Below are 17,441 nucleotides of genomic sequence, written 5' to 3'. Positions count from 1 at the left end.
TCATGATGAAGAAAGTTGTTCTCGTTGCAGCACTCGTAGGTGCGCTCGCATCGTGCACGGCAACTGAGCAGGGCACCGCCATCGGCGCTGGCTCTGGCGCCCTTATTGGCGGTGCGGTTTCCAACAGCTGGGGCGGCGCAGCCGTCGGCGCCGTTGCAGGCGGCCTGGTTGGTGCTGCAGTCGGCAACTCTGTCGATCAGCGCAATGGTCGCTATGCTGGCCGCTATTACCAAGGCCAGTACGCAGGTAACGGTCTTTGCTGGTACCGCGATTCTCGTGGCCCCTACCGGGCACGCTGCCGTTAAGATCGGAATAAGGCCAACGGGCGCTTCGGCGCCCGTTTTTATTTGTGCTCCTCGTCAACGCCGCGTTGACGCTCGGTTCCCAAAGCCGATCTGGCGAACCGCCAAGACACTCCCCACATTCCTATCAACGAGCCGGCTTTTTCCGGCCAGAAAGGAATGTCCGATGGCTCAGCTCATTCTGTCTTCCGCTGCCGTCACCCTGATCGCAGCAATCTCTTTGGCAACAGCGCTCGCCGCCATCCGTGATCGTGGCGCTGCCATGCAGAAAGTCCCAGTCAAGGCGAAGCGTCACCCGTCGTCCCGCTGATCAGAGCTCAACAACTCGCAAGACCTCACACCCCAGCCCAATGAGGCGGGGAACAATGGAGATTTATCCATGCGCAAGATTATCGTCATCGCCGCGGCAATCGTTGCCGTCGCAACCTTCAGCGCCAGCGCCAATCCCTATGACGCCGGCAACTTTCCGAACAACTACGGCAGCCACGGCCATCACCGCAGCGGCAGCTAGCCGTCAGACGAAGAACTGGCCGCCATTCGCGGTCAGGGTCGAGCCGGTGATGAAGCCCGCATCATCAGATGCCAGGAACACCACGCAGCGCGCGATCTCTTCGGGCTCGCCAAGGCGGCCCACCGGGATCTGCGGAATGATCCGCTCGTTCAGAACCTTCTCCGGCACTGCGAGCACCATTTCCGTGCCGATGTAACCGGGGCAGATGGCGTTGACGGTGATGTTCTTCGCAGCACCTTCCTGAGCCAGCGCCTTGGTGAAGCCGAGATCGCCAGCCTTGGCGGCCGAATAATTCGCCTGCCCCATCTGGCCCTTCTGGCCGTTGATCGAGGAAATGTTGACGACGCGGCCGAAACTGCGGTCGCGCATGCCGCCCCAGACATGATGTGTCATGTTGAAGAGGCCGGTGAGATTGGTGTTGATGACCTCGTGCCACTGCTGCGGGGTCATCTTGTGAAACATCGCGTCGCGGGTAATGCCGGCGTTGTTGACGAGAACCTCGACCGGGCCGAGCTCCGCCTCCACCTTGGCAATGCCTTCGCCGCAAGCAACATAGTCCGAAACATCCCACTTGAAGACGGGAACGCCTGTTACACCGTGGAAGGCCTGCGCCTTCTCGTCGTTACCGGCATAGTTCGCCGCCACCTTGTAGCCGGCGTTCTTGAGCGCCATCGAAATCGCTGCACCGATGCCACGTGTGCCACCGGTGACCAAAGCCACTCTGCTCATGCTTCGCTCCCCTTTGTTTTCACTTTCAATCGCAAGCCATTAAGGCATGGATCGCATGCTATTTAAAGTGCTTCGAGGCACATCGCGACGCCCATGCCGCCGCCGATGCAGAGTGTTGCCAGACCTTTCTTGGCGCCGCGGCGCTTCATTTCGAAAACCAGCGTGTTGAGAACGCGCGCGCCGGACGCGCCGATCGGATGACCGATGGCGATTGCGCCGCCATTGACATTGACGATCGCCGGATCCCAGCCGAGATCCTTGTTCACGGCGCAGGCCTGCGCCGCGAAGGCCTCGTTGGCCTCGACGAGATCGAGATCGCCGACCGACCAGCCGGCTTTCTCCAGCGCCTTGCGCGATGCCGGGATCGGGCCTGTGCCCATGACCTGCGGATCGACGCCGGCCGTTGCCCAGGAAACGATACGCACGAGCGGCTGGATGCCGCGGCGCGAAGCCTCCGCTTCGCTCATCAGCACGGCAGCGGCTGCACCATCGTTCAGGCCCGAGGCATTGCCTGCGGTTACCGAACCGTCCTTGTCGAAGGCCGGGCGCAGCTTGCCCATCGCCTCCATCGTTGCACCGTGGCGGATATATTCGTCGGCATCGACGATCGTATCGCCCTTGCGGCCCTGAATGGTGAAGGGCACGATCTCATCCTTGAAGCGGCCGGCCTTCTGCGCTGCTTCCGCCTTGTTCTGCGAGGACACGGCAAACTGGTCCTGATCGTCACGCGAAAGCTGCCACTGGCGAGCGATATTTTCGGCGGTAATCCCCATGTGGTAGCCGTAGAAAGCGTCGGTCAGGCCGTCCTTGATCATCGTGTCGATCATCTTCATGTCGCCCATCTTCGTGCCACCGCGCAGATGCGCGGCATGCGGCGCCATGGACATCGATTCCTGACCGCCAGCCACGATGATCTTGGCATCGCCAAGCGCGATCTGCTGCATGCCGAGCGCGACGGCGCGCAGGCCCGAGCCGCAGAGCTGGTTGACGGCCCAGGCCGTCGCTTCCTTGGGAACGCCTGCCTTCATGGCTGCCTGGCGCGCCGGGTTCTGCCCTTCGCCTGCCTGCAGCACCTGGCCAAGAATGACCTCGTCGACTTCGGCACCATCGACGCCGGCGCGCTCCAGCGCGCCCTTGATCGCGGTCGCTCCGAGTTCATGCGCGGGGACAGTGGCGAATGCGCCGTTAAACGAGCCGACCGCTGTACGGGCCGCGCTGGCGATGACGATGGATGTGTTGCTCATGGGAAGCCTCCTCGCTTTTTCACCACTCTATATAAGGCGAAACTGGCAAAGCTTTTAGCCCGAGTCAAACGGCAAGACTGTCACAGAGCAATTTTAGGCCGCACTTACGAAGAGCGGAATTATGCCGCTAATAAAAGGGGTTGCCGCATCGCACAAAGAGATTGTCACCGGCGTTCTTTTGCGTCTACATTCGATATTGGAGGAAATTCCACATAATCAGACGGGGTTCAGGAGACTGATATGGCGAAGAATGAGGGTCAGATAGTCATCAAGAAATACGCCAACCGCCGACTCTACAATACGGGCACCAGCACCTATGTGACGCTGGAAGACCTGGCAGAGATGGTGAAGAAGGGCGAGGACTTCACGGTCCAGGATGCCAAGACCGGCGATGACATCACCCACTCGGTATTGACCCAGATTATTTTCGAACAGGAATCGAAGACCGGCAACACGCTGTTGCCGATCTCCTTCCTCCGCCAGCTGATCACTTACTACGGCGACCAGATGCAGATGGTCGTTCCGAGCTTTCTCGAGCACTCGATGAAGGCTTTCACCGAGCAGCAGTCGCAGATGCGCGAGCAGGTGACACGCGCCTTCGGCGAAACGCCGCTCGGCAAGAACCTGCAGCTTCCGATGCAGATGGTCGAGGATCAGGTTCGCCGCAATACCGAGATGTTCCAGCAGGCAATGCAGATGTTCTCGCCCTTCATGACGCCTCCCGCCAAGGAGACGAAGAAGGCCGAAGCCAAGGATATCGACGAGCTGAAGGAACAGCTGCGCGCGCTTCAGAACAAGCTCGACAATCTCTGAGCTCTAGGCCCTAGAGACCGATCGAAACATCGCGGCCCGCCGTCCGGATAGACACGGCGAAGCCGCCGATCACATCGATCAACGCCACCGTCATCAGAATGAAGAAGACCTGCGTTGCTGCATCCTGGACGAGAAGAAACTCGACCAGGAAGGCAATGAACACCAGCATCGACAGCATGTGATTGACCAGGCTGCCCGAGCCATTGCGGGTCGCCTTCAATATCTCGACGAAGAGAATGACGAGCGCCACGACGATGAAGAGATCGCCGAGCGCCATGCTCCAGATCGCTCCTGAAATCATCGAGAGAACGATGATGTCATGCTGAAGCGCGGGTATGCCGCCGCTTCCCATCAGTCCGAGCATTGCTATATTGTAAAGAATAAAAGGAATGATCATCAGCGGCATTGCAGCGAGCATGTCGGTCTATTCTCCCTCGATCGGTAGAATACTGCCGTAGATGACCGTGCCACTTCAAGACATTTGCGAATATAATCATGCGCAAACGCAAAAAGACCGGCGCGCGGCCGGTCTCTTCGATCTGGGAAAACCAGAAGCAGGAAAGCTTATGCGCTTTCCTTCGGCGTCAGAACCTGACGGCCGCGATACATACCGGTCTTCAGATCGATATGGTGCGGACGGCGCAGTTCGCCGGAGTTCTTGTCTTCAACGTAGGTCGGAGCCTTCAGTGCGTCTGCAGAACGGCGCATACCGCGCTTGGACGGGCTCGTTTTTCTCTTCGGTACAGCCATTTCTCGTACTCCACTTCACAGGCAACACATTCCCGGCCAGACTGGCGGCCGAAACGGACATGTCGCGATTTCGGAAATTTTGCGCGCTTATACATGCCTTGGATGGCCTTGACCAGTCCCCAAACGCATTTTTTGAGAATCCTTTGATTCCGGTCTCAAACCTCGTCGTGAGGGACGATCCAGGGCTCGGCGCGAGCAGCCTCCTCCCACTTCACCCAGCCCGGATGCGCCTTCACCGCGGCCATATAGCTCAGCGTCTCGCTCGATGTCACGAGGTCATAAACATCGAAGCGATTGATGACGGGCGCAAACATCGCATCGGCAGCCGAAAAGCCGCCGAACAGGAAGGGGCCGCCGGATTGCTCCCGCAAGTCGCGGAAGATCGTCTCGATGCGCACGACGTCGGCCATGACGCCATCCGCAAGCGCGATCTTGCCCTTCGGACGGCGGATATTCATCGGGCAGGCATTGCGGATCGCGCGGAAGCCGGAGAGCATCTCCATCGATACCGAGCGCGCGACCGCCCGCCTTGCCCGGTCCTTCGGCCACAGACCGGCTTCAGGATGGAGCTCGGCGACATATTCGATGATCGACAGCGATTCCCAGACGCGGACGCTGCCATGATGCAGCACCGGCACGCGGCCGGTCGGCGAGAATTCCCTGAAGCGCGGATTGCCGGCCTCGAAATCGAAGGGCACGACGACTTCCTCGAAGGGAATGCCGGTCGCCTCCATGGCGATCCATGGCCGCAGCGACCAGGACGAATAGTTCTTGTTGCCGATATAGAGGGTGAGCTTGTCCATGGTCCGATCCATCCGCTGTGTGGGGCCTTCTCTCTACCGGCCGCGGGCTTAGCTCACCAATGAATTGTTCAGGGCTCAATCATAAATGCATTTGATGTAGTCGCCGGCGCCCTGCGCGCGGCGCTCGATCACCGCTGCCAGCCGCCGCAAGCCGCGGCCGGGCTTGCCGGCATTGCGGTCGATCGGGTTCGGCAGTGAAACGGCGAGCAACGCCGCCTGGCGTCGCGACAGCTTGGAAGCCGGAACCTTGAAGTGATAGCGCGCCGCCGCCTCGATGCCGTAGATGCCCGGGCCCCATTCGGCGATGTTGAGATAGATCTCCATCAGCCGCCGCTTGGTCCAGACGAAATCCGAGGCAACCGCCAGAGGAAGTTCCAGCCCCTTGCGCACGAAGGAACGGCTATTCCAGAGAAACAGGTTCTTCGCCGTCTGCATCGGGATCGTGCTGCCGCCGCGTGTCGAGGCACCGTCGAGCGTATCCTCGATCAGCATTCGCATTTCACCCCAGTCGACCCCGCCGTGAAAGCAATATTGCCCGTCTTCCGACATCATCACCGACTGCACCAGCGCCGGCGAGATATCGTCCAGCGACACCCATTGCCGATCATAGCCGCGCAACAGCACGAGATCGCGCAGCATCAGCGTCGAGACCGGATGGATGAAAGGAATGAGATAGAGAAAGATCAGCGCATAGGGCAGCACGCAGAGCGCCAAGATGCCAAGCACGATGCGCGCCAGCAAGGAGCGGCCGCGCAGCCACGCATACATCCGCCGATGAGCCGGCATGGCGATGCTTTCCTCTCTCTCCGGCGCGATGTCCAACGTTTGGCCCAGACCTGTTCCCTTGGTTCTCCTTACCGTTTGCGCAGGGCCAAGGCCAGAGCACAAAGGAATCTTGGACGTGTCATCTACAATTCCGTTGCGCCTCGGGCTTTGCTCATGCCAAACAGCGGCCATGAGCCAGAGCCCCGCTGCATTTGACGAACGGTTGAAAATCAACGCCCGAGAGATCGAAGCGTTGCTCGAGGCGCTGCTTGCGAAGCCGGTTCTGGCCGACGAGATCGCCAGGCCCGAAAGCCTGCGCTCGGCCATGCATTACGCCGTGCTCAACGGCGGCAAGCGCCTGCGGCCTTTTCTAGTCGTTGAGAGCGCATTGCTTCTCGGCGGCGACCGCCAGGCGGCGCTGCGCGTCGGCGCCGCACTGGAATGCGTGCACTGCTATTCGCTGGTCCATGACGACCTGCCTGCCATGGACGACGATGATCTGCGCCGCGGCAAGCCCACCGTCCATATCGCCTTTGACGAGGCCACGGCGATCCTTGCCGGCGACAGCCTGCTGACCTACGCCTTCGACATCATCGCCGCACCTGAAACCGCCCTGCCGGACGCCCGAAAGACCGCGCTGATCCTGGCGCTCGCCCGGGGCGCGGGTCTGGGCGGCATGGCCGGCGGCCAGGCGCTGGATCTCGCCGCCGAAAAGGCAGCACCCAATGCCTCCGGCATCATTACATTGCAGGCTATGAAAACCGGCGCACTCATTCGCTTCGCTTGCGAAGCCGGTGCCATCGTTGCCGGCGCGAGCGAGGAAGACCGCACGCGTCTGCGAGCATTCGGCGAGAAGATCGGCCTGGCGTTCCAGCTTGCCGACGACCTGCTCGACATCACCTCTGATGCCGAGACCATGGGCAAGGCGACAGGCAAGGACGCCGGCCGCGGCAAGGGCACGCTGGTCGCCCTCAACGGCATCGAATGGGCCGAAACGGAACTGCGCCGCCACGTCGAAGACGCGACGGCGCTGCTCGAGCCCTACGGCGACGCCGCAGCGACGCTGTCCGCCACCGCGCGCTTCGTCGCCAACCGCAAGAGCTAATGGAGTGCGCCCGGCAGGTCCGGCGCCTACCTCTGCCGTGTCGCCTACCTTTCGGCGGCCGATGAGGCTCTCGCCGAGAATGATCTCGAGACGGCGTGACAGCAGACAAAAACTCTGACAGGTTCAGGCTTTCCCGCCAAAGAGCAGCCCCCATGCACGACACGCTATCCTATCTCCCGTCCATCATGCCCGCCTACATCGCCTATGTGATTGCGGTCATCAGCCCCGGCCCCGCCATCCTGGCGATCGTCGCGACGTCGATGACGCAGGGTCGTAAGGCGGGGATGACGATCGGTGTGGGGATTTTTGGGGGGTCGTTTACCTGGGCCTGCGCTGCAGCGCTTGGCCTCGCGACGTTGCTGCATACTTACGCGATCGCTCTGGAGATCCTGAAGGTCTTCGGCGGGCTCTATCTGCTCTATCTCGCCTACAGGGCGTTCAAGGCGATGCGTGCAGGCAACGAGCTTGCGCAGGCGAAGGATGTGCAGCCGCTTTCGACGCGTGCCCTGCTGCTGAAGGGTTACGGTATCCACGTCACCAATCCGAAGGCGATCTTTGCCTGGCTCGCCATCATCGCGCTCGGCATGCCGCAGGGCGCACCGGGCTCGGTGGCCGTGCTCATCGTCGCCATCTGCCTGACGACGGGCTTTGCGATCTTCATGGGGTATGCGGTGCTGTTTTCGACGCCGCACGCGCTCAGGATCTACAACAGCCTCCGCCGCTGGATAGAAGGCGCAATGTCCGCCTTCTATTGCTTCGCGGGGCTTAAGCTGCTGACCAGCCGCATCTAGCGGCTATTCGGCGGCCGTCTTCTGGCCGAAACGCTTCTCGATGTAATCGGTCACCAGCGCCTCGAAATCCGCAGCGATGTTCGGACCGCGCAGCGTCAGCGCCTTCTGGCCATCGATGAAGACAGGGGCGGCCGGCGTTTCGCCGGTGCCGGGCAGCGAGATGCCGATATCGGCATGCTTGCTCTCGCCCGGACCGTTGACGATACAGCCCATGACCGCGACGTTCAGTGCCTCGACTCCCGGATATTTCTCACGCCAGACCGGCATGTTCTTGCGGATGTCGTTCTGGATGTTCTGCGCCAGTTCCTGGAAGACCGTCGACGTCGTGCGGCCGCAGCCGGGGCAGGCAGCAACGACAGGAATGAACTGCCGGAAGCCCATGACCTGCAGGAGCTCTTGTGCCACCTGCACTTCGCGCGTCCGGTCGCCATTCGGCTCCGGCGTCAGCGACACGCGGATCGTATCGCCGATACCGTGCTGCAGCACATAGCCCATGGCCGCCGACGAGGCGACGATGCCCTTCGAGCCCATGCCCGCCTCGGTGAGGCCGAGATGAAGCGCATGATCGGAGCGCTCCGACAGCATCGAATAGACAGCGATCAGGTCCTGAACCTGGCTGACCTTGGCGGACAGGATGATGCGGTTACGCGGCAGGCCGATCTCTTCGGCGAGATTGGCGGAGATCAGCGCTGATTGAACGATCGCCTCGCGGGTGACCTGGCGGGCAGAAAGCGGCGAACCCGCCTCGGCATTCTGGTCCATCAGCGCCGTCAGCAGATCCTGATCGAGCGAACCCCAGTTGACGCCGATGCGAACCGGCTTGTCGTAGCGGATCGCCATCTCGATGATCTCGGCGAACTGCTTGTCCTTCTTGTCCTTGAAGCCGACATTGCCCGGATTGATGCGGTATTTCGCCAGCGCCTCGGCACAGGCAGGATGATCGGCAAGCAGCTTGTGACCGATATAGTGGAAGTCGCCGATCAGCGGCACGTCCATGCCGAGCCGCAGCAGGCGCTCGCGGATCTTCGGAACGGCAGCGGCGCTCTCGTCGCGATCAACGGTGATGCGCACCATTTCCGAACCGGCCTTGAAGAGCGCGGCAACCTGGGCGACCGTCGCATCGATATCGGCGGTATCGGTGTTGGTCATCGACTGGACGACGACGGGCGCGCCGCCCCCGACAATGACGCCGCCGACATTGACGGCAACCGAGGCGCGGCGCGGTTTCGGATCAAAATCCGTAGCTGAAGACATGGATAGAGCTCTTGAACCCTTTGGAAATCGTGCCTTTCAGGTGGATCATGCCCGCCGCCTTGTCAACCGCCCCGCGCTTCACTTTTGCTTGGCGGCCTCAGTGGCCGCCACCCGAAGCACCGTCGGCATAGCGTGCCAGTTTCGAAAAGATCAGCACGACGACGAGCAGCACTGGCAGCGCCAGGAACACCGTCGAGAAGCCGACATGCTCGGCAACGAAGCCGATAGCCGAGGGCGCCACCAGCATGCCCGAATAGCCCATGGTGGTGACGACGGAGATGCCGATCCCCGGCTTCAGCCCCGGCACGTTGCCGGCCGCCGAGAAGGCGATCGGCACCATGTTGGAAATGCCGATGCCGCAGAAGGCGAAGCCGACAATAGCGAGCTCGGCGCTCGGCGCAAAACCGGCAATCAGCATGCCCGTGATCGCAAACAGCGTGCAGACCCGCAGCGTCTTCACACCACCGAAACGGTCGCGCACCATATCACCGGCAAAGCGCATGGCGGCCATGGTCAGCGAGAAGGCGGCAAAGCCGAAGCCGGAGAGCGCGACGGAAGCACCCATTTCCTGGCGCAGGTAGAGCGCGCCCCAATCGAGAACCGCACCTTCCGGAACCATCGAGAACAGCGCCATCAGGCCGAGCAGCCAGGGCAGCGGCACCATCGGCAGACGGGTCTTTTCCTTTTTCTCATCCGGATGCGGCGGATCGGAAAGCACCATCGGCCAGGCTACCGAGAGGAAAGCGATGGCAAGCACGGTCGCAAGACCCGCATGGCCGAGCACGCCGATCTTGGAGATCAAGAGACCGCCAAGCCCCGAGCCGATCAGGCCACCGAGGCTCCAGAAAGCATGGCAGGACGACATGATCGCCCGGCGCATCGACTTCTCGACAGCAACCGCATTGGCATTCATCGCGACGTCCATGGCGCCGACGAAGCCGCCGAACAGGAAGAGCGCGATACCGCCGGTGATGACATTCGGCGCCACCGTCAGGGCGAGCAGGATCGGCAGCAGGCAAACGGCCATCGCCAGTGTCACGACGCGCGAACCATGCTTGGCGATCTTCGCCCCCGCGATCGGCATCATCGTCAGCGATCCCAGACCGAAGACCAGAATCATCAGCCCAAGCTCGAACTTGGTGATCGCAAGCCGTTCCGCAAATTCCGGAATCTTCGGCGCCCAGCAGCCGACCAGAAAGCCGTTCATGAGAAACAGCAGCGAAACCGCGATCCGGCTCTTCGGGAAGAAACCGCGCTGCGCCTGAGCAGCGGCATGTAGTTGATTATCCATTATCCCGTCTCATCCCATTACCGCCTGCATGCCAGCAGGCCGTTCCATATTCAGTTCGCCGCCGCCTGCACGGTCCGGCACCCCCGCTCGCGATAGGCGGCAAGCAGGGTCTCGTCGGCATCATGCTCGACGACAAGGCATTCGCAGTGAGCGACCGGCAGAACGCTGTGAGGCGCAGCGGTGCCGAATTTCTCCGATGTCGCCGCCACCAGAACCCGGCGGCTCTTCGAAGCCGCAAACCGCTTGAACTCGGCATCCTCGAATCCGAAGGTTGTGACACCGGCTTCCAGATCGACGCCGCAGGCGCCGAGCACGCAGAGATCGGGTGACAACTGCTCCATGTCGCGCAGCGCCTTGGCGCCAAGCGCCCCGCCGACCTGGCGGTCGATCTGGCCGCCGATCAGGATGACGTTGACACCGGCCTTGTCGAGCAGAGCCGCGGCAATCGCCGGGGCATTGGTCGCCGCGGTCAGAGCCATGTCCTGCGAAAGCGCATTGGCGATCGCCAAGTTGGTGCTGCCGGCATCGAAGAACACGGTCGATCCCGCTTTGATCTGCGACACTGCGGCCTGCGCCAGCGATTGCTTGCGCTCGAAAGCAACGCTCATCCGCTGCTTCAGGCTGCCGCCCGCCGGCGAAACTGGCAGGGCGCCACCATAGACGCGCTCGCAAAGCCCGGCTGCTGCCATCTCGCGCAAATCCCGGCGGATCGTATCTTCGGAGACGCCGAATTCGCTCGCAAGTTCCGCCGCCAGCACGCGCCCATGCGTCTCCAGCTTCACCGAAATCAGTCCCTGCCGCTCGCGCAGCAACATTTCGTTCACGTTCATCCTTGCTCCAGACAAGAATCGGCACAAACAGATAGAAACGTGCATAAACATATAATCGCAGGCGTGCAATAGCGCGGCCGGCACACGTTTATTGACGCTCTGAAACAAGCCGCGCCAAAAACGCGGCAAATGAGAAAAATATTCGCAGTTGCCGATTTTCTTTGCAGTTTTCTACGCTTCGCCACGCCCTATTTTCTGCGATCTATGCAGCATTGAATTTCCTCCCTTTACGGAACAGAAAAATGAAAATCCTGAAGACCATTGCCGCCGCAGCCCTGATCTCCGCAGCAGCCTTCGCAGCTCACGCTGGCGAAAACCTCGCCGCCATCAAGTCGGCTGGCGTCCTGAAGATCGGCACGGAAGGCACCTACGCGCCCTTCACCTACCATGACGACAGCAACAAGCTCGTCGGCTTCGACGTCGAAATCGGCGAAGCCGTCGCTACAAAGCTCGGCGTCAAGGCCGAGTTCGTCGAAGGCAAGTGGGACGGCCTGATCGCCGGTCTCGATGCCAACCGCTACGACACCGTCATCAACCAGGTCGGCATCACCGACGCCCGCAAGCAGAAGTACGACTTCTCCGAGCCCTACATCGCATCCAAGGCCGTGCTGATCGCCCGCTCGGACGACGACAGCATCAAGTCCTTCGCCGACCTCAAGGGCAAGAAGTCCGCACAGTCGCTGACCAGCAACTTCGGCAAGCTTGCTGAACAGGCCGGCGCAGAACTCGTCGGTACCGACGGTTTCGACCAGTCGATCCAGCTCGTTCTGACCAAGCGCGCCGACGCGACCGTCAACGACAGCCTCTCCTTCCTCGACTTCAAGAAGCACAAGCCTGACGCTCCGGTGAAGATCGTAGCCCAGCAGGAAAATGCCGACTACTCCGGCATCATCATCCGCAAGGGTGAGCCGGAACTGCTTGAAGCGATCAACAAGGCCCTGGTCGATATCAAGGCCGACGGTACCTACAAGAAGATCGCCGACAAGTATTTCGGTCAGGACGTTTCCAAGTAAGTCTGGCTACTAGAGCAGACCCTTCCCCAGCCCCTCCCCCACAAGCAGGAGGGGCTTTTTATTGGCCGCTTCTCGAAACGAGCACCAAGGCCAAGGCGGATAGGGTGGATTTATGCCTGAACGGCGCTTCCTCCGAGCTCCTCCCCCTTGTGGGGAGGGGTTGGGGAGGGGTATTCCACGTCAACGCATAACCCGTGAGAGGGAATACCCGTGCCGCACTGGCTCCAATTGATGGTGGAATCGCTGCCGACGCTCCTGTGGGGCGGCATCAAGTTCACCATTCCGCTGACGCTTCTTTCCTTTGTCTTCGGGCTTGCCCTCGGGTTGCTGACCGCCGTTGCCCGGCTGTTCGGCCCGGCGCCATTCAGGGCGATCGCCCGCTTCTATGTCTGGATCATTCGCGGCACGCCGCTGCTCGTCCAGCTCTTCGTCATTTTCTACGGCCTTCCGAGCATCGGCATTCTCCTCGATGCATTCCCGGCAGCTCTGATCGGCTTCACGCTGAATATCGGCGCCTACAGCTCCGAAATCATCCGCGCCGTCATCTCATCGGTCCCGAAAGGCCAGTGGGAAGCAGCCTATTCGATCGGCATGAACTGGCGCCAGGCGATGACCCGCACCATCCTGCCGCAGGCTGCCCGCGTCGCGGTGCCGCCGCTGTCGAACACCTTCATCTCGCTGGTCAAGGATACCTCGCTCGCAGCGGCGATTACCGTGCCCGAGCTCTTCCAGGCCGCCCAGCGCATCGTCGCCACGACCTATGAACCGCTGATCCTCTATATCGAGGCGGCTCTCATCTATCTCGTCCTGAGTTCGGTGCTTTCGGCACTGCAGGTCAGGCTTGAACGCCGCTTCGCCCGCTATGGCGGCACGCTGGAGGCAAATTCGTGATCGAGCTCTCCAACATCGAAAAGCGCTTCGGCGACGCCGTCATCCTCAAGGATATCAGCATCAGCATTCCCGAAGGTAGCGTCACCGCGCTCGTCGGCCCTTCCGGCGGCGGCAAGAGCACCCTGCTGCGCTGCATCAACCTGCTTGAGATCCCGACTGCGGGCGCAATCCGTATCGGCGACGAGAAGCTCGACTTCGCGCCGGGCAAGAAGACCGGCTGGCAGGCCATCCAGCGCATCCGCCGCCAGACTGGCATGGTCTTCCAGAACTTCCAGCTCTTCCCGCATCAGACCGCGATCGAAAACGTCATGGAAGGCCTCGTCACGGTTCTGCGCTGGCCGAAGGAAAAGTCCCGCGAACGCGCCATGGAGCTGCTCACCAAGGTCGGCATGGCGCATAAGGCCGACGCCTGGCCGGCAACGCTCTCGGGCGGCCAGCAGCAGCGCGTCGCCATTGCCCGCGCCCTCGCCCCTTCGCCTCGCGTCCTGCTCTGCGACGAGCCGACCTCGGCGCTCGATCCGGAACTGTCTGCCGAAGTCGTCGACGTTCTCGGCAAGCTCGCCAGCGAAGGCACGACGATGGTGATGGCAACGCATGACCTGCGCCTTGCCTCGAAGATCGCCAACAACGTCGTCTTCCTGGAAGCCGGAAGCGTGGTCGAGACCGGCAGCGCCAGATCGATCTTCACGGCACCAGAACGCGAGCGCACCAAGCGCTTCATCTCGACGATCAACGCCGCCCATACCTACGATATCTAGGCGGCCGCACTCTTCAAATGAAAAGGGCGGGCCTGAGGCCCGCCCCTCAAATCTTTAGGCCGAGTAGGTGACCAACAGGTCCTTGGCATCGATCTGATCGCCGGCCTTGACGAGCACTTCGGCAATCGTGCCGTCCTTCTCGGCGTGGATCGCCGTTTCCATCTTCATCGCCTCGATCGAGACGAGGACGTCGCCGGCATTGATCGCCTGGCCGGGCGAGACGAAGACGCGGGAGATGACACCCGGCATCGGCGCGCCGACATGCGCGGCGTTGCCCGGCTCCGCCTTGCGGCGGGCGGCGGCACCCGATGCGCCATGGGCGCGATCCGGCACCTTGATGCGGCGCGGCTGGCCATTCAGCTCGAAGAACACGGTGACCATGCCCTGGCTGTCGGTACCGCTCATCGCCTGATTGACGATGACAAGCGTCTTGCCCTTTTCGATATCGGCAAACAGCTCCTCGCCATCGGCCAGACCGTAGAAATAGGCAGGCGTCGGCAGAACCGAGACCGGGCCGTAGGTATCCGATGCAAAGGCGAAGTCGGTGAAGACCTTCGGATACATCAGGTAGGAAGCGAATTCGAAGTCGGTGACCTCGCGCTCCAGCTTGGTTTCGATCGCCTTGCGCTCGGCATCGAGATCGGCGTCTTCAAGCAGCGAGCCCGGGCGCACCGTATAGGGTGCATCGCCCTTCAGCGCCTTCTTCTGCAGCGCTTCCGGCCAGCCCGACGGCGGCTGACCGAGGTCGCCCTTCAGCATCGAAACGACCGATTCCGGGAAGGAGACTTCCTTGTCCGGATTGATGACATCGGCGACCGTCAGGTCCTGGCTCACCATCATCAGCGCCATGTCGCCGACGACCTTGGAGGACGGCGTCACCTTGACGATATCGCCGAACATCTGGTTGGCATCGGCATAGGCCTGCGCCACCTTGTGCCAGCGGGTCTCAAGACCGAGCGAGCGGGCCTGTTCCTTGAGGTTGGTAAACTGGCCGCCGGGCATCTCGTGCAGATAGACTTCGGATGCCGGACCCTTGAGATCGCTCTCGAAGGCCGCGTACTGGTGGCGCACCGCTTCCCAATAGAAGGAGATGCGGCGGATCCATTCCGGGTCGAGGCCCGGATCGCGCTCGGAGCCGCGCAGCGCTTCGACGATCGAGCCGAGGCAGGGCTGCGAGGTATTGCCCGACAGCGCATCCATCGCCGCATCGACAGCATCGACGCCGGCATCGACAGCCGCAAGAACGGTCGCAGCCGCGATACCCGACGTATCATGCGTGTGGAAGTGGATCGGCAGGCTGGTCGCTTCGCGCAGCGCCTTGAACAGAACCTTGGCAGCGGCCGGCTTCAGGAGGCCCGCCATATCCTTCAGCGCGATGATATGCGCACCGGCCTTTTCCAGCTGCACGGCGAGATCCGTGTAATACTTCAGATCGTATTTCGGGCGCGCCGAGTTCAGGATGTCGCCGGTGTAGCAGATCGCCGCTTCGCAAAGCTTGTTCTCTTCGGCGACCGCATCCATCGAGACGCGCATGTTCTCGACCCAGTTCAGGCAGTCGAAAACGCGGAAGAGGTCAATACCGCCGGCAGCCGCCTGACGGACGAAGTATTTGACGACATTGTCAGGGTAATTCTTGTAGCCGACGCCGTTGGCGCCGCGCAGCAGCATCTGCAGAAGCAGGTTCGGCGCGGCTTCGCGCACCTGCGACAGACGCTCCCAGGGATCCTCCGTCAGGAAGCGCATGGAGACGTCGAAGGTCGCGCCACCCCAGCATTCCAGCGACAAGAGGTTCGGCAGCGCCTGGGCATAGGTGCTGGCGATCCGGGCAATGTCATAGGTGCGCATGCGCGTTGCCAGCAGCGACTGGTGGCCGTCACGCATCGTCGTGTCGGTCATCAGCACGCGCTTCTCGTTGCGCATCCATTCGCCGAACTTCTTCGGGCCCAGCTTGTCGAGCAGCTGCTTGGTGCCATCCGGCACCTTGCCGCCTTCGATATAGGGAACGACCGGCTCTGCGATATCGGCAGACGGCTTCGGCCGGTCCTTGGCTTCCGGATGGCCGTTGACAGTGACATCGGCGAGATAGGTCAGAAGCTTGGTGGCGCGGTCCTGGCGTTTCACCTGCTGGAAAAGCTCCGGCGTCGAGTCGATGAATCGCGTCGTGTAGCTGTTATCGCGGAACTTCGGATGCGTGATGATCGCTTCCAGGAAGGTCAGGTTGGTGGCGACGCCGCGGATACGGAATTCGCGCAGCGCGCGGTCCATGCGCGAGATCGCTTCCGACGGGTTCGGCGCCCAGGCCGTTACCTTGACGAGCAGCGGATCGTAATAGCGGGTGATGATCGCGCCCGAATAGGACGTGCCGCCATCGAGGCGGATGCCGAAGCCCGATGCCGAGCGGTAGGCGGTGATACGTCCATAGTCCGGAATGAAGTTATGCTCCGGATCCTCGGTGGTGATGCGGCACTGCAGCGCGTGACCGTTGAGGCGGATATCGGCCTGCTTGGGCACGCCGGACTCAGGCGTGCCGATCGCAAAGCCGTCGAGGATGTGGATCTGCGCCTTGACGATATCGATGCCGGTGACGACTTCGGTGACGGTGTGCTCGACCTGGATGCGCGGATTGACTTCGATGAAGTAGAATTTGCCGGTATCGGCATCCATCAGATATTCGACGGTGCCGGCGCCGACATAGTTGGTCGCCTCGGCGATCTTCAGCGAGTAGGCGGCGAGCTCCTGGCGCTGCGCTTCGCTGAGATAAGGTGCCGGCGCGCGCTCGACGACCTTCTGGTTACGGCGCTGGATGGAGCAGTCGCGCTCGAAGAGATGCACGACATTGCCATGCGTATCGCCAAGAATCTGGCTTTCGACGTGGCGGGCGCGTTCGACGAGCTTCTCGAGATAGACCTCGTCCTTGCCGAAGGCGGCCATCGCTTCGCGCTTGGCTTCGGTCACTTCGCGGGCGAGATCCTTCGGATCGCGGATCGCGCGCATACCGCGGCCACCGCCGCCCCAGGATGCCTTCAGCATCACCGGATAGCCGATCTCCTCGGCCATGCGGGCAACTTCCTTCATGTCGTCGGGAAGCGGCTCGGTTGCCGGAACAACCGGCACACCGACGGAGATCGCCAGATTGCGCGCTGCAACCTTGTTGCCGAGCTGGCGCATCGTATCGGCCCGCGGACCGATGAAGGTGATGCCCGCCTTGTTGCAGGCATCGACGAATTCGGGGCTCTCCGACAGCAGGCCGTAGCCCGGATGGATCGCATCGGCGCCGGACAGCTTGGCAACGCGGATCACTTCGTCGATCGACAGGTAGCTTTCGATCGGACCGAGATCACGCTCAAGATGCGGCCCGCGGCCGACCTGGTAGCTTTCGTCCGCCTTGAAGCGGTGCAGCGCGAGTTTGTCTTCCTCTGCCCATATCGCGACCGTTTTTATCCCGAGCTCGTTGGCCGCGCGGAACACGCGGATGGCAATTTCGGAGCGGTTGGCGACAAGAATCTTGGATATGGGCAATGCACTCTCCTCAAAGCACGGGACGCGGGCAATGCTGCACCCGCGAAGAGAATTCTTAACGTGCTGTTACAG

Annotated in this window: 19 protein-coding genes; 9 read left to right on the top strand and 10 right to left on the bottom strand. The window is 61.7% G+C overall.

Annotated features, from left to right (window positions below):
• Positions 1-2: 2 nt before the first annotated feature.
• The 3 genes from ACQZ5H_RS20490 (at position 3) to ACQZ5H_RS20480 (ending at position 813) form a co-directional block, all read left to right on the top strand.
• A complete protein-coding gene (locus tag ACQZ5H_RS20490; RefSeq protein WP_112718241.1) occupies positions 3-305 on the top strand; it encodes a YMGG-like glycine zipper-containing protein in 303 nt (100 codons plus the stop codon).
• Positions 306-468: 163 nt separating this feature from the next.
• Positions 469-612, top strand: a complete 144-nt coding sequence (locus ACQZ5H_RS20485) for a hypothetical protein (protein WP_449098894.1) — start codon at positions 469-471, stop codon at positions 610-612.
• 69 nt (positions 613-681) lie between these two features.
• Positions 682-813 (top strand): hypothetical protein, encoded by a 132-nt coding sequence (locus ACQZ5H_RS20480; protein WP_413710525.1) that lies wholly within the window; start codon positions 682-684, stop codon positions 811-813.
• Between the two features lie 3 nt (positions 814-816).
• Here the strand turns inward: ACQZ5H_RS20480 and phbB are convergent, their stop codons facing one another.
• On the bottom strand, positions 817-1,542 hold the full coding sequence (gene phbB / locus ACQZ5H_RS20475) for a beta-ketoacyl-ACP reductase (RefSeq protein ID WP_112718239.1): 726 nt from the start codon (positions 1,540-1,542) through the stop codon (positions 817-819).
• A 62-nt stretch (positions 1,543-1,604) separates the two neighbouring features.
• The gene (locus ACQZ5H_RS20470) at positions 1,605-2,786 is read right to left on the bottom strand and encodes an acetyl-CoA C-acetyltransferase (RefSeq protein WP_130283106.1); all 1,182 of its coding nucleotides are present in this window, start codon (positions 2,784-2,786) and stop codon (positions 1,605-1,607) included.
• A gap of 240 nt (positions 2,787-3,026) precedes the next feature.
• Here ACQZ5H_RS20470 and phaR point away from each other — a divergent pair, with 240 nt between their 5' ends.
• Positions 3,027-3,599, top strand: a complete 573-nt coding sequence (gene phaR / locus ACQZ5H_RS20465) for a polyhydroxyalkanoate synthesis repressor PhaR (protein ID WP_112718235.1) — start codon at positions 3,027-3,029, stop codon at positions 3,597-3,599.
• A gap of 10 nt (positions 3,600-3,609) precedes the next feature.
• On the opposite strand, the gene ACQZ5H_RS20460 is transcribed toward phaR, so the two are convergent.
• From ACQZ5H_RS20460 to mtgA, 4 genes are all read right to left on the bottom strand, one after another.
• Positions 3,610-4,017, bottom strand: a complete 408-nt coding sequence (locus ACQZ5H_RS20460; RefSeq protein WP_449098893.1) for a hypothetical protein — start codon at positions 4,015-4,017, stop codon at positions 3,610-3,612.
• A 146-nt stretch (positions 4,018-4,163) separates the two neighbouring features.
• A complete protein-coding gene (gene rpmF / locus ACQZ5H_RS20455) occupies positions 4,164-4,349 on the bottom strand; it encodes a 50S ribosomal protein L32 (protein ID WP_003543812.1) in 186 nt (61 codons plus the stop codon).
• A gap of 155 nt (positions 4,350-4,504) precedes the next feature.
• Positions 4,505-5,152, bottom strand: coding sequence for a glutathione S-transferase family protein (locus tag ACQZ5H_RS20450; RefSeq protein WP_449098892.1), 648 nt, complete (start codon positions 5,150-5,152; stop codon positions 4,505-4,507).
• Positions 5,153-5,227: 75 nt separating this feature from the next.
• Entirely contained in the window at positions 5,228-5,974 is a 747-nt protein-coding gene (gene mtgA / locus ACQZ5H_RS20445; RefSeq protein WP_199627954.1) for a monofunctional biosynthetic peptidoglycan transglycosylase, read from the bottom strand.
• A gap of 133 nt (positions 5,975-6,107) precedes the next feature.
• Between mtgA and ACQZ5H_RS20440 the strand changes: the two genes are divergently transcribed.
• Positions 6,108-7,022, top strand: a complete 915-nt coding sequence (locus tag ACQZ5H_RS20440; RefSeq protein WP_449098891.1) for a polyprenyl synthetase family protein — start codon at positions 6,108-6,110, stop codon at positions 7,020-7,022.
• 152 nt (positions 7,023-7,174) lie between these two features.
• Complete coding sequence (locus tag ACQZ5H_RS20435; RefSeq protein WP_449098890.1) at positions 7,175-7,813, top strand: LysE family translocator; 639 nt, start codon at positions 7,175-7,177, stop codon at positions 7,811-7,813.
• A gap of 3 nt (positions 7,814-7,816) precedes the next feature.
• Here the strand turns inward: ACQZ5H_RS20435 and ispG are convergent, their stop codons facing one another.
• The 3 genes from ispG to ACQZ5H_RS20420 form a co-directional block, all read right to left on the bottom strand.
• Positions 7,817-9,067, bottom strand: coding sequence for a flavodoxin-dependent (E)-4-hydroxy-3-methylbut-2-enyl-diphosphate synthase (ispG, locus tag ACQZ5H_RS20430; RefSeq protein WP_449098889.1), 1,251 nt, complete (start codon positions 9,065-9,067; stop codon positions 7,817-7,819).
• A gap of 97 nt (positions 9,068-9,164) precedes the next feature.
• Positions 9,165-10,358, bottom strand: coding sequence for an MFS transporter (locus ACQZ5H_RS20425; RefSeq protein WP_449098888.1), 1,194 nt, complete (start codon positions 10,356-10,358; stop codon positions 9,165-9,167).
• 50 nt (positions 10,359-10,408) lie between these two features.
• Complete coding sequence (locus ACQZ5H_RS20420) at positions 10,409-11,182, bottom strand: DeoR/GlpR family DNA-binding transcription regulator (protein ID WP_449098975.1); 774 nt, start codon at positions 11,180-11,182, stop codon at positions 10,409-10,411.
• Positions 11,183-11,430: 248 nt separating this feature from the next.
• On the opposite strand from ACQZ5H_RS20420, the gene ACQZ5H_RS20415 reads away from it, so the two are divergent.
• The 3 genes from ACQZ5H_RS20415 to ACQZ5H_RS20405 all read left to right on the top strand — a co-directional run bounded on the left by ACQZ5H_RS20415 (position 11,431) and on the right by ACQZ5H_RS20405 (position 13,850).
• Positions 11,431-12,201: an amino acid ABC transporter substrate-binding protein gene (locus ACQZ5H_RS20415; RefSeq protein WP_449098887.1), complete on the top strand. Its 771-nt coding sequence runs from the start codon at positions 11,431-11,433 to the stop codon at positions 12,199-12,201.
• 210 nt (positions 12,202-12,411) lie between these two features.
• Positions 12,412-13,092 (top strand): amino acid ABC transporter permease, encoded by a 681-nt coding sequence (locus tag ACQZ5H_RS20410; protein WP_199627960.1) that lies wholly within the window; start codon positions 12,412-12,414, stop codon positions 13,090-13,092.
• Complete coding sequence (locus ACQZ5H_RS20405; protein WP_203429947.1) at positions 13,089-13,850, top strand: amino acid ABC transporter ATP-binding protein; 762 nt, start codon at positions 13,089-13,091, stop codon at positions 13,848-13,850. The genes ACQZ5H_RS20410 and ACQZ5H_RS20405 overlap by 4 nt, the downstream gene beginning before the upstream one ends.
• A 54-nt stretch (positions 13,851-13,904) precedes the next feature.
• Here ACQZ5H_RS20405 and pyc read toward each other — a convergent pair whose 3' ends face one another.
• Positions 13,905-17,369, bottom strand: coding sequence for a pyruvate carboxylase (gene pyc, locus ACQZ5H_RS20400; protein WP_449098886.1), 3,465 nt, complete (start codon positions 17,367-17,369; stop codon positions 13,905-13,907).
• Between the last annotated feature and the right edge of the window lie 72 nt (positions 17,370-17,441).

The sequence above is a fragment of the Rhizobium sp. 21-4511-3d genome, from assembly GCF_053522545.1.
Note: the sequence above shows the minus strand (reverse complement) of the source record. Positions and strands in the feature narration are given on the sequence as shown.